General features: G+C 60.9%; 28 protein-coding genes. 16 read left to right on the forward strand and 12 right to left on the reverse strand.

Annotation, left to right across the window (positions count from 1 at the left end; translation table 11 throughout):
* Positions 1–143: 143 nt before the first annotated feature.
* The 3 genes from ACPYOP_RS15115 to ACPYOP_RS15125 are packed head-to-tail and all read left to right on the forward strand — an operon-like array spanning position 144 to position 3,174.
* Positions 144–737, forward strand: a complete 594-nt coding sequence (locus ACPYOP_RS15115; protein WP_481411179.1) for a shikimate kinase — start codon at positions 144–146, stop codon at positions 735–737.
* On the forward strand, positions 734–1,864 hold the full coding sequence (gene aroB, locus ACPYOP_RS15120) for a 3-dehydroquinate synthase (RefSeq protein WP_481411180.1): 1,131 nt from the start codon (positions 734–736) through the stop codon (positions 1,862–1,864). The genes ACPYOP_RS15115 and aroB overlap by 4 nt, the downstream gene beginning before the upstream one ends.
* On the forward strand, positions 1,864–3,174 hold the full coding sequence (locus ACPYOP_RS15125; RefSeq protein WP_481411181.1) for an HlyC/CorC family transporter: 1,311 nt from the start codon (positions 1,864–1,866) through the stop codon (positions 3,172–3,174). Before aroB ends, ACPYOP_RS15125 begins: the two co-directional genes overlap by 1 nt.
* Positions 3,175–3,192: 18 nt before the next feature.
* On the opposite strand, the gene ACPYOP_RS15130 is transcribed toward ACPYOP_RS15125, so the two are convergent.
* Positions 3,193–3,480, reverse strand: a complete 288-nt coding sequence (locus tag ACPYOP_RS15130; protein WP_481411182.1) for a BolA family protein — start codon at positions 3,478–3,480, stop codon at positions 3,193–3,195.
* A gap of 107 nt (positions 3,481–3,587) precedes the next feature.
* Here ACPYOP_RS15130 and ACPYOP_RS15135 point away from each other — a divergent pair, with 107 nt between their 5' ends.
* The 4 genes from ACPYOP_RS15135 (at position 3,588) to ACPYOP_RS15150 (ending at position 8,634) form a co-directional block, all read left to right on the forward strand.
* Positions 3,588–4,208, forward strand: coding sequence for a J domain-containing protein (locus tag ACPYOP_RS15135; protein ID WP_004107729.1), 621 nt, complete (start codon positions 3,588–3,590; stop codon positions 4,206–4,208).
* A gap of 309 nt (positions 4,209–4,517) precedes the next feature.
* Positions 4,518–5,507, forward strand: a complete 990-nt coding sequence (cobS, locus tag ACPYOP_RS15140) for a cobaltochelatase subunit CobS (RefSeq protein ID WP_481411183.1) — start codon at positions 4,518–4,520, stop codon at positions 5,505–5,507.
* A 119-nt stretch (positions 5,508–5,626) separates the two neighbouring features.
* Complete coding sequence (cobT, locus tag ACPYOP_RS15145) at positions 5,627–7,528, forward strand: cobaltochelatase subunit CobT (RefSeq protein WP_481411184.1); 1,902 nt, start codon at positions 5,627–5,629, stop codon at positions 7,526–7,528.
* Positions 7,529–7,632: 104 nt separating this feature from the next.
* On the forward strand, positions 7,633–8,634 hold the full coding sequence (locus tag ACPYOP_RS15150; RefSeq protein ID WP_481411250.1) for an esterase-like activity of phytase family protein: 1,002 nt from the start codon (positions 7,633–7,635) through the stop codon (positions 8,632–8,634).
* Between the two features lie 74 nt (positions 8,635–8,708).
* Here the strand turns inward: ACPYOP_RS15150 and ACPYOP_RS15155 are convergent, their stop codons facing one another.
* Both ACPYOP_RS15155 and rpmB read right to left on the reverse strand, forming a co-directional pair.
* Positions 8,709–9,344 (reverse strand): VUT family protein, encoded by a 636-nt coding sequence (locus ACPYOP_RS15155; RefSeq protein ID WP_481411185.1) that lies wholly within the window; start codon positions 9,342–9,344, stop codon positions 8,709–8,711.
* Positions 9,345–9,461: 117 nt separating this feature from the next.
* Positions 9,462–9,761 (reverse strand): 50S ribosomal protein L28, encoded by a 300-nt coding sequence (rpmB, locus tag ACPYOP_RS15160; protein ID WP_004107717.1) that lies wholly within the window; start codon positions 9,759–9,761, stop codon positions 9,462–9,464.
* 237 nt (positions 9,762–9,998) lie between these two features.
* On the opposite strand from rpmB, the gene ACPYOP_RS15165 reads away from it, so the two are divergent.
* Both ACPYOP_RS15165 and yddG read left to right on the forward strand, forming a co-directional pair.
* Complete coding sequence (locus ACPYOP_RS15165) at positions 9,999–10,775, forward strand: DUF3108 domain-containing protein (protein WP_481411186.1); 777 nt, start codon at positions 9,999–10,001, stop codon at positions 10,773–10,775.
* Positions 10,776–10,915: 140 nt separating this feature from the next.
* Complete coding sequence (yddG, locus tag ACPYOP_RS15170) at positions 10,916–11,815, forward strand: aromatic amino acid exporter YddG (RefSeq protein ID WP_481411187.1); 900 nt, start codon at positions 10,916–10,918, stop codon at positions 11,813–11,815.
* Between the two features lie 48 nt (positions 11,816–11,863).
* Here the strand turns inward: yddG and ACPYOP_RS15175 are convergent, their stop codons facing one another.
* The 4 genes from ACPYOP_RS15175 to gloB all read right to left on the reverse strand — a co-directional run bounded on the left by ACPYOP_RS15175 (position 11,864) and on the right by gloB (position 14,947).
* Positions 11,864–12,301 (reverse strand): VOC family protein, encoded by a 438-nt coding sequence (locus ACPYOP_RS15175; RefSeq protein WP_481411188.1) that lies wholly within the window; start codon positions 12,299–12,301, stop codon positions 11,864–11,866.
* 158 nt (positions 12,302–12,459) lie between these two features.
* Positions 12,460–13,575 (reverse strand): esterase, encoded by a 1,116-nt coding sequence (locus ACPYOP_RS15180; RefSeq protein ID WP_481411189.1) that lies wholly within the window; start codon positions 13,573–13,575, stop codon positions 12,460–12,462.
* A 176-nt stretch (positions 13,576–13,751) separates the two neighbouring features.
* Complete coding sequence (locus ACPYOP_RS15185; protein ID WP_481411190.1) at positions 13,752–14,177, reverse strand: cupin domain-containing protein; 426 nt, start codon at positions 14,175–14,177, stop codon at positions 13,752–13,754.
* Positions 14,177–14,947 (reverse strand): hydroxyacylglutathione hydrolase, encoded by a 771-nt coding sequence (gene gloB, locus ACPYOP_RS15190; RefSeq protein ID WP_481411191.1) that lies wholly within the window; start codon positions 14,945–14,947, stop codon positions 14,177–14,179. Before gloB ends, ACPYOP_RS15185 begins: the two co-directional genes overlap by 1 nt.
* Before the next feature lie 53 nt (positions 14,948–15,000).
* Between gloB and ACPYOP_RS15195 the strand changes: the two genes are divergently transcribed.
* From ACPYOP_RS15195 to ACPYOP_RS15205, 3 genes are all read left to right on the forward strand, one after another.
* Positions 15,001–15,780, forward strand: a complete 780-nt coding sequence (locus ACPYOP_RS15195; RefSeq protein WP_481411192.1) for a class I SAM-dependent methyltransferase — start codon at positions 15,001–15,003, stop codon at positions 15,778–15,780.
* Between the two features lie 102 nt (positions 15,781–15,882).
* Complete coding sequence (gene hisC, locus ACPYOP_RS15200; protein ID WP_481411193.1) at positions 15,883–16,992, forward strand: histidinol-phosphate transaminase; 1,110 nt, start codon at positions 15,883–15,885, stop codon at positions 16,990–16,992.
* On the forward strand, positions 16,989–17,918 hold the full coding sequence (locus ACPYOP_RS15205; RefSeq protein WP_481411194.1) for a prephenate/arogenate dehydrogenase family protein: 930 nt from the start codon (positions 16,989–16,991) through the stop codon (positions 17,916–17,918). Before hisC ends, ACPYOP_RS15205 begins: the two co-directional genes overlap by 4 nt.
* A gap of 153 nt (positions 17,919–18,071) precedes the next feature.
* Here ACPYOP_RS15205 and ACPYOP_RS15210 read toward each other — a convergent pair whose 3' ends face one another.
* Positions 18,072–19,085, reverse strand: coding sequence for a DUF2125 domain-containing protein (locus tag ACPYOP_RS15210; RefSeq protein ID WP_481411195.1), 1,014 nt, complete (start codon positions 19,083–19,085; stop codon positions 18,072–18,074).
* Positions 19,086–19,096: 11 nt separating this feature from the next.
* Between ACPYOP_RS15210 and ACPYOP_RS15215 the strand changes: the two genes are divergently transcribed.
* Complete coding sequence (locus tag ACPYOP_RS15215; protein ID WP_481411196.1) at positions 19,097–19,669, forward strand: gamma-glutamylcyclotransferase; 573 nt, start codon at positions 19,097–19,099, stop codon at positions 19,667–19,669.
* Positions 19,670–19,700: 31 nt separating this feature from the next.
* On the opposite strand, the gene ACPYOP_RS15220 is transcribed toward ACPYOP_RS15215, so the two are convergent.
* The 4 genes from ACPYOP_RS15220 to ftsE form a co-directional block, all read right to left on the reverse strand.
* Positions 19,701–20,504, reverse strand: coding sequence for a lysophospholipid acyltransferase family protein (locus ACPYOP_RS15220; RefSeq protein ID WP_481411197.1), 804 nt, complete (start codon positions 20,502–20,504; stop codon positions 19,701–19,703).
* 98 nt (positions 20,505–20,602) lie between these two features.
* Positions 20,603–21,319, reverse strand: coding sequence for a YdcF family protein (locus ACPYOP_RS15225; RefSeq protein ID WP_481411198.1), 717 nt, complete (start codon positions 21,317–21,319; stop codon positions 20,603–20,605).
* 74 nt (positions 21,320–21,393) lie between these two features.
* The gene (locus ACPYOP_RS15230) at positions 21,394–22,341 is read right to left on the reverse strand and encodes a cell division protein FtsX (protein WP_481411199.1); all 948 of its coding nucleotides are present in this window, start codon (positions 22,339–22,341) and stop codon (positions 21,394–21,396) included.
* A gap of 91 nt (positions 22,342–22,432) precedes the next feature.
* Positions 22,433–23,092: a cell division ATP-binding protein FtsE gene (ftsE, locus tag ACPYOP_RS15235; RefSeq protein WP_015341323.1), complete on the reverse strand. Its 660-nt coding sequence runs from the start codon at positions 23,090–23,092 to the stop codon at positions 22,433–22,435.
* 210 nt (positions 23,093–23,302) lie between these two features.
* On the opposite strand from ftsE, the gene ACPYOP_RS15240 reads away from it, so the two are divergent.
* The 3 genes from ACPYOP_RS15240 (at position 23,303) to ACPYOP_RS15250 (ending at position 25,225) form a co-directional block, all read left to right on the forward strand.
* Positions 23,303–23,968, forward strand: coding sequence for a hypothetical protein (locus ACPYOP_RS15240; protein ID WP_481411200.1), 666 nt, complete (start codon positions 23,303–23,305; stop codon positions 23,966–23,968).
* Between the two features lie 189 nt (positions 23,969–24,157).
* On the forward strand, positions 24,158–24,706 hold the full coding sequence (gene hpt / locus ACPYOP_RS15245; protein ID WP_481411201.1) for a hypoxanthine phosphoribosyltransferase: 549 nt from the start codon (positions 24,158–24,160) through the stop codon (positions 24,704–24,706).
* A 159-nt stretch (positions 24,707–24,865) separates the two neighbouring features.
* On the forward strand, positions 24,866–25,225 hold the full coding sequence (locus ACPYOP_RS15250; RefSeq protein ID WP_069612925.1) for a response regulator: 360 nt from the start codon (positions 24,866–24,868) through the stop codon (positions 25,223–25,225).
* Positions 25,226–25,278 lie beyond the last annotated feature (53 nt).

A 25,278-nucleotide genomic window follows, 5' to 3' on the forward strand; every position in this document is an offset into this window, starting at 1 on the left:
TCTTTCATTGGCCCGGCGATGAGCAATAATTATGTCCGCCAAGCGTTAGCTGAAGGATATTGCAGACATGTTTACGATAGCGGCGTCTTGACGCTACCGGTGCATTTGACGATACCGTTTCCAAAGAAATTGTGAATGGGCCGATGAGTGAACAAGTCCTGACCCTTGCCGAAAGCCTCAAAGACAAGGCGCGCGCTGCGCTGGGCCAGCGCAATCTTGTCCTCGTGGGATTGATGGGTGCGGGCAAATCCTCGGTCGGCCGGCTTTTGGCACAGCAGCTTGGTATTCCCTTCGTCGATACGGACGTCGAAATCGAGCGCGTGTCGCGCATGACGATCGCCGAACTGTTCGCCGCCTATGGCGAACTGGAGTTCCGGGCGCTGGAAACGCGCGTCATCAAACGTCTCCTCAAGGGCGGGCCGCGCGTCGTCTCGACGGGTGGCGGCGCCTTCATCAACGAAAGCACACGGCTGCATGTCAAGCGCGGCAGCCTTTCCGTCTGGCTGAAGGCCGATCTCGACGTGCTGTGGGATCGGGTCAACAAGCGTGACACGCGCCCCCTGCTCAAGACCGAGAATCCGAAACAGACCCTCGAGAACCTGATGAATGCGCGCTATCCGATCTATGCGGAAGCCGATCTTACGGTTCTATCCCGCGACGTAAGCAAGGAAATCATGGTCCAGGAAGTTCTTGCCGCCATCGCCGAGGGAAAGAAAGCAGAAAGCAAAGTACCATGAATGCGATCACACCGGCTTCAGCAGAGCGCCTCGTGCGCGTGCCTCTCGGCGAGCGCGCCTATGATATCCTGATCGGCCCCGGCCTGATCGCGCGCGCCGGGCGCGAGATCGCCGCGCGGCTGAAGGGCCGCAAGGCCGCCATTATTACGGATGAAAACGTCGCGGCGCATTATCTCGATGCGTTGATCGCCAGCCTCGAAGCTGCTGATATCCAGGCTTCCAGCCTCGTGTTGCCGGCCGGCGAAAAGACCAAGAGCTTCGAGCATCTCATGACCGTTTGCGACGCGGTGCTGACCGCTCGCGTGGAGCGCAACGATGCGGTGATCGCGCTCGGTGGCGGCGTCATCGGCGATCTCTCTGGCTTTGCCGCCGGAATCGTGCGCCGAGGCGTTCGTTTTGTCCAGGTGCCGACATCGCTGCTGTCGCAGGTGGATTCGTCGGTCGGCGGCAAGACCGGCATCAACACCCATCACGGCAAGAACCTCATCGGCGTCTTCCATCAGCCGGATCTGGTGCTTGCCGATACCGATGTGCTGAATTCACTCAGCGAACGCGAATTCCGCGCCGGTTACGCCGAGGTCGCCAAATACGGCCTGATCGACAAGCCGGATTTCTTCGCCTGGCTCGAGGCCAACTGGAGGCAAGTCTTTGCCGGCGGTGCGGCGCGCATCGAGGCGATCGCGGCGAGTTGTCAGGCGAAATCCGATGTCGTCGTTGCCGACGAGCGCGAAAATGGTCCTCGCGCCCTGCTCAACCTCGGCCACACCTTCGGCCACGCGCTCGAGGCGGCCACCGCTTACGATAGCCGCCGGCTGGTGCATGGAGAAGGCGTCGCGATCGGCATGGTGCTGGCGCATGAATTTTCCGCACGCCTCAATCTCGCAAGCCCCGATGACGCAAAGCGCGTCGAGGCGCATCTGAAGGCCGTCGGCCTGCCGACCCGGATGGATGATATCCCCGGGGAACTGCCGCCGGCCGAAACGCTGATGGACGCGATCGCGCAAGACAAGAAGGTCAAGAGCGGCAAGCTCACCTTCATCCTCACGCGCGGCATCGGCCAGTCCTTCGTTGCGGACGATGTGCCGTCCTCGGAGGTCTTGAGCTTCCTGAAGGAAAAGCATCCCTGATGACGGTCGAAGGCACGCTGGCTGTATTATTCGAATATTGGCCCGAGATCGCCTCGATCGTCGTGCTCGTGCTGCTGTCGGCATTCTTCTCCGGTTCGGAAACGGCGCTGACCGCGGTCTCCCGGACGCGAATCCACACGCTGGAGGCCAATGGCGACGAAAGCGCCGGCGTCGTGCGCCGCCTCATCGAGCGTCGCGACCGCCTGATCGGCACCTTGCTCATCGGCAACAATCTCGCGAACATTCTGTCGTCGTCATTGGCGACCAGCGTGTTCCTCGGCCTGTTCGGCAATTCCGGCGTGGCGCTGGCGACGGCTGCGATGACCGTCATCCTCGTCATCTTCGCTGAGGTGCTGCCGAAGAGCTGGGCGATTTCGACCCCGGATCGATTTGCGCTCAACGTGGCCGCGCCGGTGCGACTGTTTGTCGCTGTCGTCGGTCCTGTCTCGAGCTTCGTCAACGCCATCGTTCGCTGGATTCTCGGCATTTTCGGCATCAACCTCTCCAAGGAAGTATCGATGCTGTCAGCCCATGAAGAGCTGCGCGGCGCCGTGGACCTGCTTCATCGCGAAGGATCGGTCGTCAAGGCCGACCGCGACCGTCTTGGCGGCGTGCTCGATCTCGGCGAGCTGGAGCTTTCCGACATCATGGTGCACCGTACGGCGATGCGCGCCATCAATGCCGATGACCCGCCCGAAGTGGTGGTGCGCGCGATCCTCGATAGCCCCTATACGCGCATGCCGCTCTGGCGCGGCACGATCGACAACATCATCGGCGTCGTCCATGCGAAGGATCTGTTGCGGGCGCTGGCGGAACGAAATGTCGAACCGGAAAATCTCGACATCGTCAAAATCGCGCAAAAGCCCTGGTTCGTGCCCGACAGCACCAACCTCGAAGACCAGCTCAACGCCTTCCTGCGCCGCAAGCAGCATTTCGCCGTCGTCGTCGACGAATATGGCGAGGTGCAGGGCATCGTGACGCTTGAAGATATTCTGGAAGAGATCGTCGGAGATATCGCCGACGAGCACGATCTCGACATCCAGGGTGTGCGGCAGGAGGCCGACGGCTCGATCGTCGTCGATGGCGTCGTGCCGATTCGCGACCTCAATCGCGCGCTCGACTGGCACCTGCCCGATGAGGAGGCGACGACGATCGCCGGTCTCGTCATCCACGAATCGATGACCATCCCGGAAGAGCGTCAGGCCTTCACCTTCTACGGCAAGCGCTTCATCGTCATGAAGCGGGAAAAGAACCGTATCACCAAGCTGCGCATCCGCCCCGCCGAGACGGAAGAAGTGAAGCCATCCTGAGACGCGGTCGGTCGCCGACTACCAGCGGACCGTTTCGCCAGGTGCTGCAGGCTCCACGGCCAGCGCATGCAGGCCGGCATCCAGTTCCGGTTTCAACAATTCGTTGATCGCCCTGTGGCGCGCCAGGCGCGGCATGCCCGTGAACTTGGCGGAAACGATGCGAATTCTTATATGGGTTTCGCCGGTTCCTGTCATATCGGGCTGATGGCCGGCGTGCAGGTGGCTTTCATTGATGACGGCAAGGCGCTCAGGCGCGAAAGCGTCGTTGAGCTTCCGCTCAATGCGGGATTGCAGTGTCGTTTCCATATTCCCGCGTCAACCTCGCTCACGAAAAAAGGCTCCCACAAAGCCTATAACATTCCTGTTTGTCAATTCTTGTTGTGGGGTAACCAAGGCCCCATAATTAGGGCGCCATGAGACTTGATTCAAAATATTTCGATCGCATTCGTACTCGCCGCAAGCGCGCGCAGGAGCCCGAGCAAGGCCCGCCGACCTGCCAGTGGGACGGCTGCGACAAGCACGGTACGCATCGCGCCCCGGTCGGGCGCAATGCGGAAGGGCAATTCTTTTTGTTCTGCTTCGAGCACGTCAAGGAATACAACAAGGGCTATAATTATTTCTCCGGCCTCTCGGACGGGGAGATCGCGCGCTACCAGAAGGAAGCCATCACCGGCCATCGTCCGACCTGGACCGTGGGCGTCAACAAGGCTGCCAAGAACAGCCCGCTTCAATCCGATATCCGCTCCGGCTCCTATTCCCGCGTCCGCGATCCCTTCGGCTTCGTCAAGGAGGGAGAGGGGCAAGGCCGAGGCCCGCGGTTCCCGCAGCAGCGCAAGCTGAAGACGCTGGAGGCGAAGGCCTTCGATACGATGGGGCTTGGCGCCACCGCCACGGCGCCGGAGATCAAGCGTCGCTACAAGGAATTGGTGAAAATGCACCACCCCGATGCCAACGGCGGCGACCGCGGGTCGGAGGAGCGTTTTCGCGCGGTCATTCAGGCCTATCAATTATTGAAGCAGAACGGTTTTTGTTAATTCCTGTCCTTGCTCTCCGCCTTCAATCAGGTATGGTCCAAATCGGCTGAAGCTGCGGGCAACCGCGGCAGGGTGCGCATTTGGCTGGCTGCACCTCGGCCAACTTTCCGGACGCGGCGTTTCTTGTCCGGGACTCTGTTCAAGGATGCTCGCAAGCGATCATATTATCGCGCCGAGATTTTGCTTTAGTCCCGGAGAAGTATCGCCGTTGTTCCGACCGAACGGATGCGGGCAAAAAAGCTGCGGCGTATCGGCTAAAACGGCTGAGATTGATATGGCAAGGTGAGAGCCACCCGCCCTGGAGACATGATGAGCAAGATTGACCTTGATATTTCCGAAGTTCCCGACACCACTGTTTCGGTCCGTGAAGTCTTCGGCATCGATTCCGACATCCGCGTTCCGGCCTACAGCAAGGGCGGCGCCTACGTACCCGATCTGGATACGGACTATCTCTTCGACCGCGAGACCACGCTCGCCATTCTCGCCGGCTTCGCTCATAACCGCCGCGTGATGATTTCGGGCTATCACGGTACCGGCAAGTCCTCCCACATCGAGCAGGTCGCCGCGCGCCTCAACTGGCCTTGTGTGCGTATCAACCTCGACAGCCATGTCAGTCGTATCGATCTCGTCGGCAAGGATGCGATCGTCGTCAAGGACGGTCTGCAGGTTACCGAATTCAAGGACGGCATCCTGCCCTGGGCCTATCAGCACAATGTCGCGCTCGTCTTCGACGAATATGATGCCGGCCGTCCGGACGTGATGTTCGTCATCCAACGCGTGCTGGAATCTTCGGGCCGCCTGACGCTGCTCGACCAGAGCCGCGTCATCCGTCCTCACCCGGCCTTCCGCCTGTTTGCGACCGCCAACACCATCGGCCTCGGCGATACCACGGGTCTTTATCACGGCACGCAGCAGATCAACCAGGCACAGATGGACCGCTGGTCGATCGTGACGACGCTGAACTACCTGCCGCACAATAACGAAGTCGATATCGTGCTGGCGAAAGTGAAGTCCTTCCGCAACGAGAAGGGCCGCGATACCGTCTCCAAGATGGTGCGTGTCGCCGACCTGACGCGTGCGGCCTTCATGAACGGCGACCTGTCGACCGTCATGAGCCCGCGTACGGTCATCACCTGGGCTGAGAATGCGGAGATTTTCGGCGATATCGCCTTTGCGTTCCGTGTCACCTTCCTCAACAAGTGCGATGAGCTGGAGCGTCCGCTGGTCGCCGAGCACTATCAGCGCGCCTTCGGCGTCGAGCTGAAGGAAAGTGCCGCCAACATCGTGCTCGAAGCCTAGAACATTTCCGCTTTTCTTCGAATCGCGAAAACGTTCTATCTTTTTGTTTTGACGCAATTCCAGATAGAAAACTGCTATGCATTTTTCCTGGAATTGCTTTAGGGAAAAGCCGATACATCATGTCAGGTCGCGGAGATAATTCCAAAGCGAAGCCGGGTGCACCGGTGGACATGGAGCCGTTGCGCCGGGCGATCACCGGCTGTGTCCGCTCGATCGCCGGCGATGCCGAGGTCGAGGTGGCCTTTGCCAATGAACGCCCGGGCATGACCGGCGAGTGCATCCGCTTGCCGGAGCTTTCGAAACGGCCGACATCGCACGAGCTTGCGGTGACGCGGGGCCTCGGCGATTCGATGGCGCTGCGGCTTGCCTGTCACGATGCGCGTGTGCATGCCGTCATGGCGCCGCAGGGGGCCGATGCCCGCAGCATCTTCGATGCGGTCGAGCAGGCGCGCGTCGAATCGATCGGCTCGCTGCGCATGAGCGGCGTTGCCGCCAACATCAACTCGATGAATACGGAGAAATACGCCAAGGCGAATTTCTCCGGCATCGAGCGGCGCGAGGATGCGCCGATCGGCGAAGCCATGGCGATGATCGTGCGCGAGAAGCTGACCGGCCAGAAGCCGCCGGAAAGCGCCGGCAAGGTGCTCGATCTCTGGCGCCCCTTCATCGAAGAGAAAACCGGTGGCGATCTCGACAATCTGCTTTCGTCCATCAACGATCAGCAGAGTTTCGCCCGTATCGTGCGCAACATGCTGACGGCCATGGAGATGGCCGAGGAATATGGCGACGAGCAGTCCGACCCCGACAGCGAGGACCAGCAGAGCGAAGAGGACAAGCCGAGCGGCGAGGACCAGGATAACGACGACGTCAAGGAAGACGAGGGCGCCGACGCCGCACCGGCGGAGGACAGCGAAGCCTCCGACGAGCAGATGGACGACGGCGCGACCGAAGACGGCGGCGAAATCTCCGACGACGATATGAGCGAAGAAGGCGAGGAAGATTCGGAAACGCCGGGCGAGACCCGCCGTCCGAATACGCCCTTTGCCGATTTCAACGAGAAGGTCGACTATCACGTCTATACCGAGGAGTTCGACGAGACCACGACAGCGCAGGAGCTGTGCGACGTGGCCGAGCTCGAGCGCCTGCGCGCCTTCCTCGACAAGCAGCTCGCGCATCTGCAGGGCGCCGTGGGGCGCCTCGCCAACCGCCTGCAGCGCCGCCTGATGGCGCAGCAGAACCGCTCCTGGGACTTCGATCTGGAGGAGGGTTATCTCGATCCGGCGCGCTTGCCGCGCCTGATCATCGACCCGACGCAGGCGCTATCCTTCAAGATGGAGCGCGATACGCAGTTCCGCGATACGGTCGTGACGCTGCTGATCGACAATTCCGGTTCGATGCGCGGCCGCCCGATCACGGTTGCCGCCTCCTGTGCCGACATTCTGGCGCGAACGCTGGAGCGCTGCGGCGTCAAGGTCGAGATCCTCGGCTTCACCACCAAGGCCTGGAAGGGCGGACAGGCGCGCGAGAAGTGGCTTGCCAGCGGCAAGCCGCAGACGCCGGGCCGGCTGAACGATCTGCGCCATATCATCTACAAGTCCGCGGACGAGCCCTATAGACGGTCTCGCAGCAATCTTGGCCTTATGATGCGCGAAGGCCTGCTCAAGGAGAACATCGACGGCGAGGCGCTGATCTGGGCGCACAACCGCCTGCTCGGGCGCCGCGAGCAGCGCCGTATCCTGATGATGATTTCGGATGGTGCCCCGGTCGATGATTCCACCCTGTCGGTCAATCCGGGCAATTATCTGGAGCGGCACCTGCGCGCCGTGATCGATCAGATCGAGACGCGTTCGCCTGTGGAATTGCTGGCCATCGGCATCGGCCATGACGTGACACGCTACTATCGTCGCGCCGTCACCATCGTCGACGCCGACGAACTGGCCGGAGCAATGACGGAGCAGCTTGCCTCGTTGTTCGAGGATCAGACCAGCATGCCGCGCTCGCGCATGCGCCGCGCCAGCTGAGCCCGCCTCGGCGTCCCGCGGCATCGGCCTTATGGCCGGTGTCCTTTCCATCCGGCGGCGCCGGTTCCCGGCGCTTGCCGGCTGCTGGGAGATGCGCCTGCGTGATGGCCATGCTTGCCGGCCTGCTCGCGGGCTGCAGTTCCGCAAGTGATTCCGACAAGGGTGGCTCGGCTGCCATTCAGGCAAGGGTGATTTCCACCTTCAGGTCCGGCTCCGATCAATCGCGCTTCGGTGCGCTGGAGTTCCTCGGCGGCCTCGAGCTCAGTTCGGGCAATCCGCTACTCGGCGCCATCTCGGCCATTCGTTTTCGCCCCGACCAGCGGCATTTCATCTCGGTGCTCGATACAGGCCACTGGCTCACCGGCGCTGTAGAGCGTGACGAGACGGGCCGTTTGATGGGCATCGGTGACGCGCGGATCTCGCCGATGATCGACCGCGACGGCGGTACCGATGCCGGTAAGGGGGATTTGGATGCCGAAGGGCTGGCGCTGCGCGGCGGCCAAGTCCTCGTCAGCTACGAGCAGTATCATCGCGTCGATGTCTACCCCGATCCCGGCTTCGAGGTTTCGCCGCCTGACGGGACCATCCCACTCCCGATCCCCAGATGGCAGCTGCGCGCCAATCGCAGCCTCGAGGCGCTGATGATCGCGCCACGGTCAAGTCCACTTGCGGGAGGCGCCGTCGTCGTCGCGGAAGACGGTCTGGACGAGCAGGGTAATATGCCGGCTGCCGTCCTGGACGGGCCGCTCCCGTGTCGATTTGCCGTTCGGCATTACGACGGCTTCAATGTCAGCGATGGCGTCTTTACGCCCGACGGGGATCTATTGCTGCTGGAGCGGCGCTTCGGGCTGGCACATGGCCTTGGCTTGCGTATCCGCCGCATCGCCGGCGCGGATATCAAGCCAGGCGCCGTCGTGGACGGCAATGTGATCTTCGAGGCCGGGAGCAGAGATCAGATCGACAATATGGAGGGCATAGACGTCTTTCGCGCCGTCGATGGCTCCCTGCATCTCATCCTGGTTTCCGATGACAATCATTCGATCCTGCAGCGCAGCCTGATGCTCGAGTTTCGCCTGCGCGACGACAATCTCGTCAGCCAGAAATAGAAATGGCGGGCGGTCGGTTCCGCCCGCCATTTCTTTGCTCAAGGAATGGGGATGCGCAGCGAATCGTCAGGAATTCAGGCGGTAGGCGCCTGCGACATCGGCTTCAGCACATTCATCAGCGCGCCGTAGGGCAGCAGCATGACGAGGCCGACCGTCGTCTTGACGGAGAAATCGCCGATAGCCCAGGAGATCCAGCGCGGCGCCGACGAAGAGAATGCGCCGAGAATCGGAGCCCATTCGATCGCGAAGGGATCGTTCGGCCCGAAGAAGACGAAGAAGGGCGCGAAGGCGAAGGAGAAGAAGATCAGCGTATCGAGCAATGAGCCGATGAGCGAGCCGAAGAGCGGAGCGCGCCACCAGGCCATGCGGCGAAGGCGGTTGAAGACCGAGATGTCGAGCAGCTGGCCGGCGAGATAGGCCGAGCCGGAGGCGATCGCGATGCGCGGCTGTGCGGTATAAAACGACAGGGCGACGCCGACGACGAAACCGGCAAGCACCACTTTGCGCGCGGCCTTCGGGCCGAACTGACGGTTGGTCAGGTCGGTGATGAGAAAGGCGACCGGATAGGTGAAGGCGCCCCAGGTGAGGATATCCGCAAGATTGATGCCGGCGAGCGTCGCCTGCAGCGGATACTGCACGAGGATGTTGGAGGCGACGACGACCAGCGTCATCAGCAGAACGTAGATAATAGTGTGACGTGCCGTCAGCATTTTTTTATCCTGGGAGATGCCACCAGTTGAAGGAAACCGGACATGGAAAAAGGCTTGTCCGGAGATGATCCGTGCAAGCCTCTTAGCCGGTATGAAATCGCGAAACGCTAGTGCTGCTTAGGCAGCGACTGCAGCTTCAGCGGACTTCTTGACGATCTGGCGACGCAGCAGGCGGGCGCGCATGCTGAGTTCGTTTTCGCTTGCCTTGATGAGGAAAGCGTCCAGACCACCGCGATGCTCGACCGAGCGGAGCGCTGCAGCGGAAACGCGCAGGCGGTAGCGCTGGCCGAGAACGTCGGAGATCAGCGTGACCTGGCAGAGGTTCGGCAGGAACCGACGCTTGGTCTTGTTGTTGGCGTGGCTGACATTGTTGCCCACGAGGACGGCCTTGCCGGTCAATTCGCACATGCGGGACATGGTACACCTACTTTTGTTTTTCTCGGCCATCGGATAGACATCCCGGGCAAAGCCCGACGCGCAATCCAACAGGCCATAATTGGAAAGTTGCGGTTCTATAGTCAGACAGGCCGGCCGCGTCAAGCCAAACCTTGCCTTTTCCCGCAATTCCGTCAAAAAGCTGCTGTTGTCTGGCGCTCGCAGCAGGCGAGCAAAGCAACTATATAACTTGCCTGATCCTCGTTGAAGGCCTTGATCATGGTTCAAATTCGCAAGTGGTTTCTCATTTCAGCGATCGTCGCGTCGATGCCGTCGATGGCATTGGCCGATGTGCTGCGGCATGAAACGCGCTATCGCGTTTCGCTGGCGGGCCTGCCGATCGCCAGGGCGGATTTCAAAACGGAAGTCACCGGCAAGCAGTTCACCATCCGCGGCGATATCACCTCCGCGGGTCTTGCCGATCTTGTCACCTCCATCGATGCCAGGACGGATGTGACCGGCGTCGTCAACGATACAAAGCTGCAGGCGACGCACTACACGCTCTTCTACAAAAGCGGGAAGAGGGAGCGCACCTATGATGTCGCCTATACCAACGGCAATGTGACGTCGAACACGATCACGCCCGAACCGAAGCGGTCGGATACCTGGGTCCCCATCACGGAAAGCGATCTGAAATCCGTGCTCGATCCGATATCAGGCATGATCTTTCCTATCACGCCCAGCCTCAATCTCTGCAATCAGACGCTGGCCGTCTTTGACGGCGAGATGCGGATGGATCTGAAGCTGTCGCCGAAGGGGTCTCATCCCTTCTCGACGGAAGGCTTCAAGGGCAAGACGGTTGCCTGCGGCGTGCGCTTCACGCCGAAGAGCGGCTATAAGAGCACACGCAAGGACTACCTCTACCTCGCCAAGAGCGACGGCATGGAGATCTGGTTTGCCAAGGCCGATACCATGAATGTATATGCTCCGGTCTACGTCCGCATACCGACGCAATATGGGACGGTGACGATTACCGCCGTAAAATACGGCAGCTAGACCGGGCTGCCGTTTCGCAGAAGCGCTTGACGATTCTCCCAGTTATTTCTACTCAATTTTCGGTGGAAAATTTTTGTACATTTTTCGTGGGGTTGCTTTAGCGGGCCGCAGACGTCCGCAGCAATAGGCTGGGGGCAGGGATGAAATTTCGTGCGACGCTGACAGGCTTTTCAGCCATTCTGATGTGGTCGTTTCTGGCGCTTTTGACTGTCGCCTCCGGCAAGATGCCACCCTTCCAGCTGCTTGCCGTCTGTTTTGCGATCGGCAGTATTCCGGGCATCGTCGTTCTTCTGCTGAGGCCCGAGCGGCTGCAGCTGCTGCGCCAGCCCGCCAAGGTCTGGATCACAGGCATTGCGGGCCTGTTCGGCTATCATTTCCTCTATTTCACGGCATTGCGGCACGCGCCTGCGGTGGAGGCGGGCCTGATTGCCTATCTCTGGCCGCTGCTGATCGTCGTCGGCTCGGCGCTGCTGCCCGGCGAGCGACTGCGCTGGTATCATATCGTCGGTGCGCTGATGGGGCTTTCGGGTACGATTCTGATCGTCGGCCGCAACGGCTTTCATTTCGAGGGCGCCTATGCCGTCGGCTATGGCGCGGCTTTTCTCTGCGCCTTCACCTGGTCCGGCTATTCGCTGATCACCCGCCGCTTCGAGGCCGTTTCCACCGACGTCGTTACCATCTTCTGCCTGGCAACATCGATTCTCTCCTTTTTCTGCCATCTCGGCCTGGAAGAAACCATCTGGCCGGAGAGCGCGGCGCAGTGGATCGCAGTCCTTGGATTGGGCCTCTTTCCCGTCGGGGCTGCCTTTTATGCCTGGGATTACGGCGTCAAGAACGGCGATATCCAGATCCTCGGCGCGGCAAGCTATGCCGCGCCGCTGCTATCGACGCTGATCCTGACGCTGTTCGGCTTTGCCGAGCCGAGTTGGGGCATTGCGCTTGCCTGCCTGCTCGTGACCGGCGGTGCAGTCCTGGCAGCGCATCGGATGATTCTGCGTCGGGACAACTCCGCACAGGCGCAAGCGGAAGCGGCGGAATAGCTCCGCCACACCCGCCGCCGGTTCCCTAGTCATTGTCGTCGTAAGCGCTCAGCTCAGTTCTTGGGCGAGTCCGATGAGCAGCCCTTCAGGCCCGCGGATGTAGCAGAGCCGGTACGCGTCTTTATACTGGACCACTTCGCCTACGAGTTGCGCGCCGCGCGTGCGGAGCCTTTCAAGCGTCTCGTCGACGTCGTCAACGGCGAACATGACGCGGAGGTAGCCCAGGGCGTTGACCGGGGCGTTCCTGTGATCTGCGACGACAGGCGGCGCGAGGAAGCGGGAGAGCTCGAGCCGGCTGTGGTCGTCCGGTGTGCGCATCATGGCAATCTCGACACGCTGATCGCCCAGTCCAGTGATGCGTCCGGCCCATTCTCCTTCGATCATGGCCCGCCCTTCGAGCTCGAGGCCAAGTTCGCGAAAGAAATCAATCGTCCCTTCGAGGTCTTCGACGACGATTCCTATGTTGTCCATCCGCTTGAGCGCCATTTTCCAATCTCCAAGCCGCAAACTCATAAAACTGCTTGCCAGGAGAGCAAGTGGCCGATTGAGGGGTCTGGAAGGGAGCCTCGTGATTGCCGCCATCTAGCTCTTCGCTGCTCGTATGTGGATTTAAAAGCCTATGAGTCTGCGGCCTAATCTGGACGTTATTTCTTGAAGACCTTTTCCAGGAAGGCTACGAGCGAGGGCCGCCAGACATCCATCTCATGCTGGAGGTCCGGATATTCGTGATACTCGTGCTTGATCTTCTTCTGGTCCAGCGTCGACTTCAGGCCGGCGACATCCTTGCCGACGACCTGATCCTTGCTTCCGACCGTTACGGTGAAGTTGTGCAGTGCCTTGTTGATCTTTTCCGGCTCGTTGAGCACGGCGTCGACGGTCTTGTTCGGAACGGTCGTCGTGCTGACGCCGCTGAAGGTCGCGACCCAGCCGAAGGTGTCGAGATGGGAAAGGCCGGAGACGAGAGCCTGATATCCGCCCTGTGACAGGCCGGCAACGGCACGGTCATCGGTGTCGTTTCGCACCCGGTAGTGCTTCTTCATGTACGGAATGAGATCTTCCGTCAGTTCGCGGTCGGCAGCCTCGGCATTGGCCGGATAGAAATTCGCACGACGATCGGCGGCGGGGAAGTTCTCGGCGATCGCATTCGGCACGTCGGTTTCCGTATCGGGAATGACGACGATCATCGGCTCGATCTTCTTCTCGGCAAGAAGATTGTCGAAGATCTGCGGCGCGCGCCCCTGGAGGACCCAGGATCCCACCGTATCGCCGAAGCCATGATAGAGGTAGAGCACCGGCAGCGGCTTGGAGGAATCGGTGTAGCCGGGCGGTGTGTAGACATACATCTGCCGTTCCGAATCCAGCGCCTTGGAATGCAAGGTCACCAGCCGCAAGTCGCCATGCGGCACGTTGCGGGTATCGAGAATGCTGCCGGGCACCAGGATCAGGCTGGTGTTGACCTGCCGCTGCGGCTTCGGCGCATTGGTGCCGGTGTCGATGCTGCGGAAACCGTCGATATTGAAATAATATTCGTAGAGATCGGGTTTCAGCACCTCGGATTTGGCGTTCCAGGTGCCATCGTCACCGCGTTGCATGGCGATCGGATCGCGTGAGCCGAGGACGACGGAGACGGCTTTTGCCGAGGGCGCATAAAGGCGGAAGGTGATCGAGCCGTCCTTTTCCACCGAGGTCACGAAGTTTTTCAGAGGGTGGGCGGCGGGCGGCGAAGCCGGCGCATCAAGGGCAAGGGCAGGAACGCTCATGATACAACCTGCCACGACGAGCAAAGGAAACAACAAACGCACGAAAAAACCTCCTCCAAATGAATCAATATTCTCTCCCCCCGTGTAAAGCTGACACAGCGCGACGCTTTTTCAAGGCCGTTGCTCCGCGCCGTCTGGCCGCATGCCGCGTGATGTCAATGAAAGGTAAAGGAGGTTCAGCCCGAGGCGGGCTTCCAGTCCGGCGGCGCCATCTCGAAGCTTGAAAATTCGAAGCCGGGCGCGACCGTGCAGCCGACAAGCGTGAATTGCCCGAGGCTTTCGGCCGATTGCCACCAGTTGGCCGGAATGATCGCCTGCGGGCGCTCGCCCTTCGCCAAGTCGATGCCAAGAACGAGCCTTTCACTGGCCTTGCCGTCGGCCGAGCGGTGCAGGGCGAGCGGTGCGCCGGCATAGTAGTGCCAGACTTCGGCTGCATCGTGCACCCGATGCCAATGCGAGCGATCGCCGGCCTCAAGCAGATAGTAGATCGCCGTGGAGTGGCCGCGTGGGCCGCCGTTCTCGTCCCGGAACGTCTGCACATACCAGCCGCCTTCCGGATGCCGCTGCATGGAAAGCGTTTCGATAATCTCTTTTGCATGCATCAGAAATTGTCCTTGCGCTTGCGGATCTCGGCAAAGACCTCGTCGTTGCTGCGGCTTTCCATCAAAAGGTGGCGGCGGATCGCCGGATCGGCGGCGCGCAGGAACGGGTTCGTTTCCTTCTCCAATGCCAGCGTCGTCGGAATGGTGAACTTGCCTTCCGCCCTCAATGCCTCGATATCGGCGACGCGCGCCTTCAGCCGCTCATTGGCGGGATCGATGGTCAGCGCGAAGCGGGCGTTCGAGAGCGTATATTCGTGGCCGAAATAGACGGCCGTTTCGTCCGGCAGGACCGCAAGCTTCTGCAGGGAGGCCCACATATCCGTTGCCGGCCGTTCGAAGAGGCGACCGCAACCCAGCGCGAACAGCGTGTCGGCGGCAAAGAGCAGCTTGTCGTCGGCAAAATGATAGCAGACATGACCGGCGGTATGGCCGGGCGTTTCGATAACATTGACCGTATGGCCGGAAAACTCGAATGTATCGCCGTCGGCGACGGCGCGATCGAGGCCGGGAATGGCAACGGCCTCGTTGATCGGGCCGATGATCTCGCAGCCGAACTGCTCCTTCAGCGCCAGATTGCCCTCGACATGATCGGTGTGATGATGGGTCGTCAGGATATGGCTGATCGTCCAGCCGCGGCGTTCGGCCGCCTCCAGGATCGCATTCGTCTCCGGAGCGTCGATCGATGCCGTCAACCCGGTTTCGGGATCGTGGACCAAGACGCCGTAATTGTCGGAACGGCAGATAAATATCTCTAATTCCAATGGTTTCATGGTCAAAATCGTCCTCGTCTTTTCCGTTGGTACAGAATGTAAGTCGATCGGCCTTGAAGTCCAACGTTCGGCTGATAACATTTGTTTCGATGCATACCGATATCGTCGATCTCCGCCAGTTTTATCATTCCGAGCTCGGTCGCTTGGCGGAGCAGTCAATTGCCATGGCGCTTTCCTCCATCTGGGCGCGTATGCCGGAGGAGCGGCTTGTCGGCCTCGGCTATGCCGTCCCCTATCTCGATCGCTTCCGCGCCGATACCGAACGCACCTTCGCCTTCATGCCGGCCGGACAAGGGGCGGTGAACTGGCCGATGGGATCGGCATCGTCGACGGCGCTGATTTTCGATGAAGAGCTGCCATTGCCCGATAGTTCGATCGACCGTGTGCTGATGGTGCATTCGCTTGAATTCGCCGAAAGCCCGCGCGAGACCTTGAAGGAGCTTTGGCGGGTGCTGGCGCCGGGTGGGCGGCTCGTCATCGCCGTGCCGAACCGCCGTGGCGTCTGGGCGCGGATGGAGCACACGCCGTTCGGCTCCGGCCGGCCCTATTCGCGCGGGCAGCTGACATCGCTGCTGCGCGAAACCAATTTCACACCGGGTGCGACGGCCGAGGCGCTGTTCTTTCCGCCTTCGAAGCTGCGCACGGTGCTGCGGCTGCGCCGCGCTTTCGAGCGGATCGGCCGTACCCTTTGGCCCGCTTTCTCCGGCGTCATCATCGTCGAGGCGCAGAAGCGGCTCTACCAGGGGCTGCCGGTTGCCGTCCGCGCCTCGCGCCGCGTCTTCGTGCCGGTGCTGGCGCCGCGCGGCATACCGACGACGCGCGATGGCGTCTAATGCTTTCGGCCGAGCGCCGACACTCGACAAATTTATCAATCCGCTTTAATGCGACGGGGTGTCATAAACCGGAATTTTCCGGTCTTTCCCAAGGTCGATCCCATGAGCATGGAAATGAGCAAGCCCGTCCCGCGTCCCGGCATTCTCGATATCGCAGCCTATGTGCCGGGCAAGGAGCATGCGCCGGGCGTTGCGCGCGTGTTCAAGCTCTCCTCGAACGAGACGCCGCTTGGCGCCAGCCCCAAGGCCATCGAAGCCTTCCGTGGCGCTGCCGGCAATCTCGAGCGCTATCCGGATGGCCAGGCCAAGGAATTGCGCCAGGCGATCGCGGACGTGCATGGGCTGAATGTGGCCAATATCCTCTGCGGCGCCGGCTCGGATGAGCTGCTTGGCCTGCTCTGCCACACCTATCTCGGCACCGGTGACGAAGGCATCATCACCGAACACGGCTTCCTGGTCTACAAGATCCAGATCATGGCCGCCGGGGCGACGCCGGTTACGGTCAGGGAGAAGGATTGCACCGTCGATGTCGACGCGATCCTCGCGGCGGTCACGGAGAAGACCAAAATGGTCTTCATTGCCAACCCTGCCAATCCCACTGGAACATACGTGCCAGTCAGCGAGATCCGCCGCCTGCAGGCAAGCCTGCCCAAGCACGTCATTCTCATCCTTGACGCTGCCTATGCCGAATATGTCCGCCGCAACGATTACGAAGCCGGCCTTGAGCTCGTTTCGGCAAACCAGAATGTCGTCATGACGCGTACCTTCTCCAAGGTTTACGGCCTGGCAGCCCTTCGTATCGGCTGGATGTATGCCCCGGTCGATATCGTCGATGCGATCAACCGCGTACGTGCTCCGTTCAACCTGAACAGCGCGGCCATCGCCGCGGGTGCGGCCGCCATTCGCGATCAGGCTTTCACGGAAAGGGCCGTCGCGCATAACACGCTCTGGATCGGGAAAATGACGGCGGCGCTCGAAGCGCTGGGCCTCAAGGTAACGCCGTCGGTCGCGAATTTCGTGCTGATCCATTTCCCCGATAGCGATGGCAAGCGCGCTGCCGAGGCCGACGATTTCCTAACGAGCCGCGGCTATATCCTGCGTGCCGTCCGGGCCTATGGCTTCCCGAATTCGTTGCGCTTGAGCATCGGGACTGAAGAGGCCAATCTCGGCGTCATCGACACCCTGACCGAATTTATGGGACGCAAGGTATGAGCACGATCCAGTTCGACCGCATCGCGCTGATCGGTATCGGCCTGATCGGTTCTTCAATCGCCCATGATATCAAGCGGTTGGGCCTTGCCAAGGACGTGGTGATCTCGACACGCAGCGCCGAAACGCTGAAGCGCGCCGAGGAGCTGAAGCTCGGCGATCGCTATACGCCGTCCTCGGCCGAAGCAGTGAAAGGCGCCGATCTCGTTATCGTTTCCGTACCGGTCGGTGCCTCGGAGAGTGTCGCCAAGGAAATCGCCGCGCATCTGAAGCCGGGCGCCATCGTCACCGATGTTGGCTCGACCAAGGCCTCGGTCATCGCGCAGATGCAGCCGCATATGCCCTCCAACGTGCATTTCATCCCGGGCCACCCGCTGGCGGGAACGGAGAAATCCGGACCGGATGCGGGTTTCCCGGGGCTGTTCAAGGGACGCTGGTGCATCTTCACGCCGGTTCCCGGCACGGACGAAGCCGCAATCAAGACGCTTCGCGCCTTCTGGGAAACGCTGGGCTCTCGCGTCGACGAGATGGATCCGGAGCATCACGACAAGGTGCTGGCGATCGTCTCGCATCTGCCGCACCTCATCGCCTACAACATCGTCGGGACCGCCGATGATCTGGAGACGGTGACCGAATCGGAAGTCATCAAATATTCGGCTTCCGGTTTCCGCGACTTCACGCGCCTTGCCGCGTCCGATCCGACCATGTGGCGCGACGTCTGCCTGCACAATCGCGATGCCATCCTGGAGATGCTATCGCGCTTCTCGGAAGATCTCGCATCGCTGCAACGCGCCATCCGTTGGGGGGACGGCGACAAGATATTCGAACTTTTCACCCGCACGCGCGCCATTCGCCGCTCGATCGTCGAAGCCGGCCAGGATGTCGACGTGCCCGACTTCGGCCGTCACGCGCTGGATGCCAAGGAATAGCCGCTCTTCTGCCTTCTGACCTCGGAGAGAAGGTGGCCGAAAGGGCGGATGAGGGGCATTCGTGAGGGGTCTCCCTCATCCGGCCACTCTCGGCTTCGTTTCACTCTGCCGTTCGTGTCCACCTTCTCCCCGTTGGGGCGAAGATGTCAGGCCTCAGATCGGCGGGATCTTGCCGAGCGGGATGAAGCCGCTGAGCGAGAGGCGGCCGCGATCGGCGGTGAGATCGACGGAGACCTTGTCGGCGCCGTTGGCGAGGGCCTTCAGCATCTTCGTGGCCGTCTTGATGATGTTCTTGGCGGCGGGGAGCGCCGCGGTCAGGCTATCGCCCCAGGGCTCGATCTGATTGATCTCCAGCTTGAACTGGCCGGATAGAAATCCCTCATCATCGAAATTGAAGGGGCCGGAAAGCGTCATGATGCGGCCGTCGCCGATATCGATAACGGCCTGATGCAGCACGCCCGCGCTACCGCGAAGGCCCTCGCGGTCGCTGCCGTCGAGCAGGCCGGCCTTGCCTGACAGCGTCACGTTAGCGCTGGTCGATGCGGTCGGCAGGGTCTGCGGAAAATCCTTGATCACGGCATTGGCGTTTTCGACGCCGATGGCAAAATCCAGGTCGCTGCCGTTCTGGCTGGCATGCATCTCGGTATGGGCGGCGGTGACATTCACGCTCTGGCCGGTGAAGGACGAGACGATGCCCGCCTTCAGCCCATTGATGACGGTCTGGGTCTGCGCAACGCCGCGGCCCCTGGCGACGAGATTCGATTGCAGATCGGTCCATTCCGCCGATACGGTCAGGCCTGCGGTCGTGCGCAATTCGGCGGGAGATTTCAGGCTCCAGCTGACGTGATTGGGCTGGAAGACCGGCGCCGATGCGCTGAGTGTGTCGAAATTGGCGGAAACGCCGCGCGTCTGGTTGTCGACCGTCACGGTGTCGCAGGTTAGGCCGATGGAAAAGGGGAAGCCGTTGAAGGCCATGTTCTCGCATTTGCCGGCAACGCCGGCGCTATTCTGCTGGCCGAGCGCCTTCAGGACGTTGGTCCTGACGAAACTGGTCGCGTAATACCATCCACCTGTGTAGAGGCCGCCCAGGATCACCACGAGCCCCAGCAGGATGAGCCACAGACGTTTGCCTCGACCGGTCGTTACGCTCTGGCTTGACGCTGGCATGTTGTTCTCCAATGGTTGGACTGAAGCTTCACAGTGATTTGGCGTTGGATATGGACGAATTTTGGGTGTTTGGCTACGGATCCCTCATGTGGAATCCGGGCTTTGCTTATGACGAACGGGCCGAGGCCCTCATTTTCGGTTACCGTCGCTCACTCTGCGTCCGTTCCTGGGTCCATCGCGGCACAGAGGCCAGCCCCGGCCTGGTCCTCGGCCTCGATCGCGGCGGTTCCTGCCGCGGCATGGCCTTCCGTGTCCCGGCTTCCGATTGGGACGAGGTGCTGGCCTATCTGCGCGAGCGCGAACTCGTCACCAATGTCTATCTCGAAAAGACGTTGCCGATCCGGCTCGCCGATGGCCGGCGCGTCACCGCCGTCACCTATGTCGTCGACCGCGCGCACAGGCAATATGCCGGGGCATTGGATGCGGTGGAGGCGGCCCATGTGGTGGAAGCTGCCAGCGGGCGCTCCGGGCCGAACGATGCCTATGTCTTCAATACACTAACGCATCTGCGCGACATGGGCATCCGCGATCACTGGCTTGAACAGGTCGTCGGAGAAGTGGAACGGATGCGAAAGGCCTCCTAGCCAGCCCTCCTTCGTGAGCCATCGCAGGAGTTCAAACCGCCGCAGTCACCGGCTTCGCCTTGCCGAGTTCCGCCAGGCGCTGGGCCGCTGTTGGCGGAATGGGGAGATGCGGGTTTTCGGCGATCGTTTCGACCAGCAGTTCGTCGCTCGCCTTTTCGGTTTCTTCGATCAAACGCGCGAAGAAGGCATCCGGATCCAATCCGGGCTCGATCGGCGGCAGGATACGCACCTTGAAGTGGCCCGGATATTTGCGGAAGGTCCGGCGCGGCCAGAACAGGCCGGGATGCATGGCAACGGCGACGACGGGTATTCCAAGGTCGCGATACATGCGGGCGATGCCGTATTTGTAGAGGGGTTCGGCGCCCGGCGGGCGACGGGTTCCCTCGGGGTAGATGATGAGCTGGCGGCCAGTCGCGAGCTCTTCCCGGGTGCGCTTCAACACGTCGAACATCACCTTGCCGCGCGCGCTGCGATCCACCGGGATCATGCGCTGCTTCTTCGCATACCAGCCGAAGAGCGGAATCCATATCAGCTCGCGCTTCAGGATATAGACCGGATCGTCGAGATAGGGCAGCAGCGCGAAAGTATCCCAGAAGGACTGGTGCTTGGGGGCAAAGATGTAGCTGCCCTTCGGAATGTTCTCCAGGCCCTCGATCTCGAAGGTCGTGCCGACGATCTTTTCCATCAGCCATGTGCTCGATTGGGCCCATGCCTTGGGAATTGCATAGGCCGCCTTGCGCGGCATCAGGAAATAGATCGGCGTCAGCACGATCATGCGAATGATCAGATTGGCATAGAAGACGGTATTGAACAGGACCGAACGCAAGATAATCATCGAGGCTTTCCCAGCGCACCGGCTTGGCGCCGGCATTCGAAGGTCTGCCTACACGATTACGGCGTCAATAAAAAGTCGGTGCGTGGTTTCGCTTTGCCTCAGCCATCGTCATCGCTCGCTTGCCGTGAGCGCAAGCCGAGCGGTCGCCCGAGTCCGGTCAGATTGCGGGCGCCCGCGAGCAGCACCTTGGCATATTCCGAGATCATTGTGCGCAGCGCATTCGGATCCGTGAACCAGTTCTTGGTCTTGAGATCGGAGTTGACGACCGGATAGGCGATGAAATCGGTCGACGGATCGACATACTTCAGTTCCGCCAGGCTGCGGGGCATGTGGTAGTTGTTCGTCACCACGAGAACGCTCTTATAACCCCTGGCATGGATCCATTTTGCTGCTTCGCGCGCATTGCCTATGGTATCGAGGGCATCATAGCCGATGTCGACGCAGCAGTTGAACAGGTTGATGGAGCTCTGCGTCAGCTTGCGGATCTGTGACGGCGTCGTGGTCGGATGCGCCCCCGATATCAGCAGGCGGTTGCCTGCACCGGTGCGCAGCAACTCGACCGCCTGATCGATCCGCTGATAGCCACCGGTCAGCACGACGATGGCATCGGCCTTCGGATCCGGCGGCGGCTTCAGGGTGGTGATCGAATCGGCGAAATGCAGGAAGCCGCCGAAAACGATGGCGACGAGAAAAATGAAGGCGAAGCCGCCCCAGCGCAGGAGACGACGAAACAAGCTGCGCCGCACGGGCCTACCGCTGCGGGATTGCTCCTGCAACGGCTGCGAACTCACGGTCTTGCGAGTCGTCAGATCCATGCTCATGATTCGCTATTATACGCCAATTGCGGCAAGGAACGGGCTGGCGGACGGTAAAAAAACATCGCAAAACGTCAATTCTGGACAGTATCCGTCCTGCCGGGGTCGGAACGGATCAGATCGATTTCGTAGATCGTGCGCATGACGGTGAAACGCGCGGTCAGCGTCGTCAGCAAGGCGATGATGATCATGGTGGCCAGGATGCCGATATAGCCAAGCGCACCGACGGAGAACGTTCCGAAAAGCGCGGTCGCCTGATCGGTCTGCGGCGTGGCGATCGTGCGGCTCTGCAGAAGGCCGGCGATGGCGAAAAACAGGGCTGCGAGCCCGCTGCCGGCCGCAGACCCTTTGAGGCTGATCTTCAGGAAATGCTTCTGGAATTCGTTGGCGACGAAGGTGCTTTCGGCGCCAACGAAATGTAGTACTTCGACGATGTGGCGATTGCCCGACAGCGCGCCACGCGTGGCGAAGACCACCGTCAGCACCATGGCGGTGAAGACCAGCAGCAGCACGCCAGTACCGATGAGAACCGTCGTATGCGCCATGGAGACCAGCCGATCGACCCAGGTGCGATGGTCGTCCAGCGACGCCTGCGGGATCTGCGCCTTGAGCAGGCTGCGCATCGCCTCGAAGTCAGGCGGATGCGTCTCGTCGATGGTGATGATGACGAGGCGCGGAACGGGCAGTTCCTTGATGTCGAGACCGGCGCCCAGCCATGGCTCGAGCAGGCGTGCCGTCGCCGCCTCGTCGACGATCTGGCCGGACTTGGTGCCGACGAAGCTCAACGCGATATCGCGGGCACTTGCCAGCGTCTTTTCCATGTCGAGATTGTCGTCCGGCTTGATCTGGATGGTGATCTCGCGGGAAATTTGGCTTTCCCAGCTTGCCGCCGTCGAGCGCACCATGCTGACGGCGCCGAGCGTCAGGCAGGCGAGAAAGGCCATGATGGCGATGACGACGATCAGCGCATTGCCTTGAATATTGGAGGATGGCACGATCGGCCCGGTCGGGCGCACGCGCATCTCCGGGCGCCTGCGTTCTACAGGCGGTGTACCGGCCGCTTGCCGCGCTTGTTGAGCGCCGGTGCCTTGGGCTTTTCTGCGGGGGGCGGGCTCAGTCATAGATATCGAGATGCCCCCCCGATAGGATCATGCGCCTGGCCTCGATCTGATCCATTAGAGCGAGATCGTGCGTGGCAATGACGACGGCGGTGCCGAGGCGGTTGAGTTCCAGAAAGAGATTGAGCAGGCGGCGCGCCATCGGCGGGTCGACATTGCCGGTGGGTTCGTCGGCGAGCAGGATTTCCGGGCGGTCGATCAGGGCGCGCGCGATCGCCGCGCGCTGCTTCTCGCCACCCGACAGAACGGGTGGCAGCACATTGATGCGCTCGCCCAGGCCCACCCATTTCAGCAGCTCCAATACGTCGGTGCGATAGGAGCTTTCATCCTTGCCGCGTACGCGCAGCGGTAGGGCGACATTTTCGTAGGTTGTGAGATGTTCCAGCAACCGGAAATCCTGAAAGACGATGCCGACGCGACGGCGCAGCAGCGGCAATTCATTGCGCGGGATCGAGGAAATCTCCCGGTCGAACATGCGGATCAGGCCACGCGTCGGCTGCAGCGACATGAAGAGCAGACGCAGCAGGGTCGTCTTGCCGGCACCGGAAGGGCCGGTCAGGAACTGGAACGATTTCCTCGGTATGTCGAAGCTCAGGTCACGGAGGATTTCCGGGCCCATGCCGTAGCGCAAACCGACGTTCTCAAAGTGAATCAACGGGCAGTCCAGTCTTCCGCAGGGTTCAATCAGGCGACTTGTTAACCAACGGCGTTAACAGCCGGTAAACTTTTCTGGAAAGGCGCCCTATTCATGGCGATCTTTGCGAAACATTAACCATTAAAATTTACGACTGGGCAGGATTCGTTTCAATGCCCAGATTGGCAATGGGCGTCGAAACCATGTGGATCACCGCAAAGGGAGGTCATCATGGGCGCTTTTCGCCACCGTCAACAGCAGGCGGGAATGGTTTACGACCTCATTCCGCCCGAACGCGGATCGGGATCCGGCCAGGCGCATCGCTTCATGCCGAAGCCCGATATCGTCGATGCCGAATTCGTGACCGTCTCCGGCGCGCGCGGCAGAACCGCGTCTGTCGTCAACATGCGCTATGGCGGCCACCCGCAATCTCGGCCGCTGCCTGCGACGCGCAAGAATGCTCTCTCGCGCATCCTATCCGTCCTGCGCGGTGCGGAGGAGTTCCTGCAGCAGGCATCGCGGCGCAGTTTCGTGGCGCTGATCGTCTCCCTCGCCATATTGATCTTCGGCCTTTCAGGCGGCTTTTCCGGCCTGTCCGGCGCGCCGGCCGAGGTGACGGCCGCACCGCTTCAATTCTCGCACGTGACGCTGACGCCGCGTGACGAGAACGGACTACAGGTGCTGAAATTGAACGGCATCATCGAAAATGCCAGCGGTGCCACGCTCTCGGTTCCCCAGGTGCGGGCCGATCTCTTCGCCGGCGGTCAGCTGGTCAGAAGCATCGTCGTGGATACGCCGGTCGATCGTCTCGGGCCGCATGAAAGCCACGGATTTTCGACGCGATTGCAGCATCCCGGTGGAAAAACGCCTGAAGTTCGGCTTTCCTTCATGCCTTAGGGGGTGTGTCCAAGCCGCTGATTGTGCTACGGGCTACTGCATAGTTCCTTAAATCGATTCCGATTTAAGGATAAAATTATGCAGCAGATTTAAAGTGCTACAGCGACCTTTGCGCGTCATATATGACGCGCGGCGCTGTAGAGCTTGATCGGCGGCCAAGGGCCGCGCAGCCATGGAGCATGCCAAGCAATGCCTGTCGTACGCGGGAAGAACATCGAGCCGCTTTTCACTGCTGAGCAGATTGCCGAGCGCAATCACGCCATGGCGCAGGAAATCGCCAGCGGGCCGACGAAAGATCTCCTCGTCATCGCCATCCTCAAAGGCTCGTTCATTTTCGCGGCGGACCTGTTGCGTGCGCTGCACGATACGGGACTGGCACCGGAGGTGGAATTCATCACCCTTTCGAGCTACGGCGCCGGCACGGTTTCCCAAGGTGTGCGCATCGTCAAGGACATCGACAGCGACGTTAAGGATCGTGACGTCCTGCTGATCGACGATATTCTGGAATCGGGCCGCACCTTGCGTTTTGCCAAGGAGCTGCTCTACGAGCGCGGCGCGCGCAATGTCACGCTTGCTGTCCTGCTCGACAAGAGCGTCAAGCGGCAGGAAGAGCTGGAGGCCGACTATGTCGGCTTCGAGTGCCCCGATTATTTCGTCGTCGGCTACGGCATGGATGTCGCCTACGCTTTCCGCGAATTGCCTTTCGTCGGCGTCGTCACGGGCGACGCCGAGGCCTGATTCTCAGTTAATACGGGCGGCGTGCCCGCCTGTCCCATTCTGCTCCAGCGATGACGACTCATTAACCACGGAGCCGATCGCCTATCCGTCGTTTACCTATCGCAAACGGAATTCTGGTGATTTCGGTCGCGGAACATGACGGACCACGGAGCATAGACCATGGCAAAAATTCTGATCACGGAAGACGAGGACTCGCTTCGCACCTTCGTCGCTCGCGCGCTGCGCCTGGACGGTCACGAGACCGAGGAGGCGGCTGACGGTGCGGAAGGTTTGGAGAAACTGAAGCAGGGCGGCTACGACCTGCTTCTCTCGGATATCCGCATGCCTGTCATGGACGGCATCGAGCTTGCGCATCAGGCGCATTCGACCTGCCCGGGCATGAAGATCCTGCTGATGACCGGCTATGCGGAGCAGCGCGAGCGCGCCGACGACCTCATGGAAAAGATCGTCGACGTCGTTGCCAAGCCCTTCGCGCTGCCCGATATCCGCAAGGCGGTTGCGCGGGCGCTGGCTGCCTGAAGATCATCGCTGGTCAGCACGATTGTTTTCGTGCTGGCACCATTCTGGTCATC

It is taken from the genome of Rhizobium sp. KNZ2-6A (genome assembly GCF_056755475.1).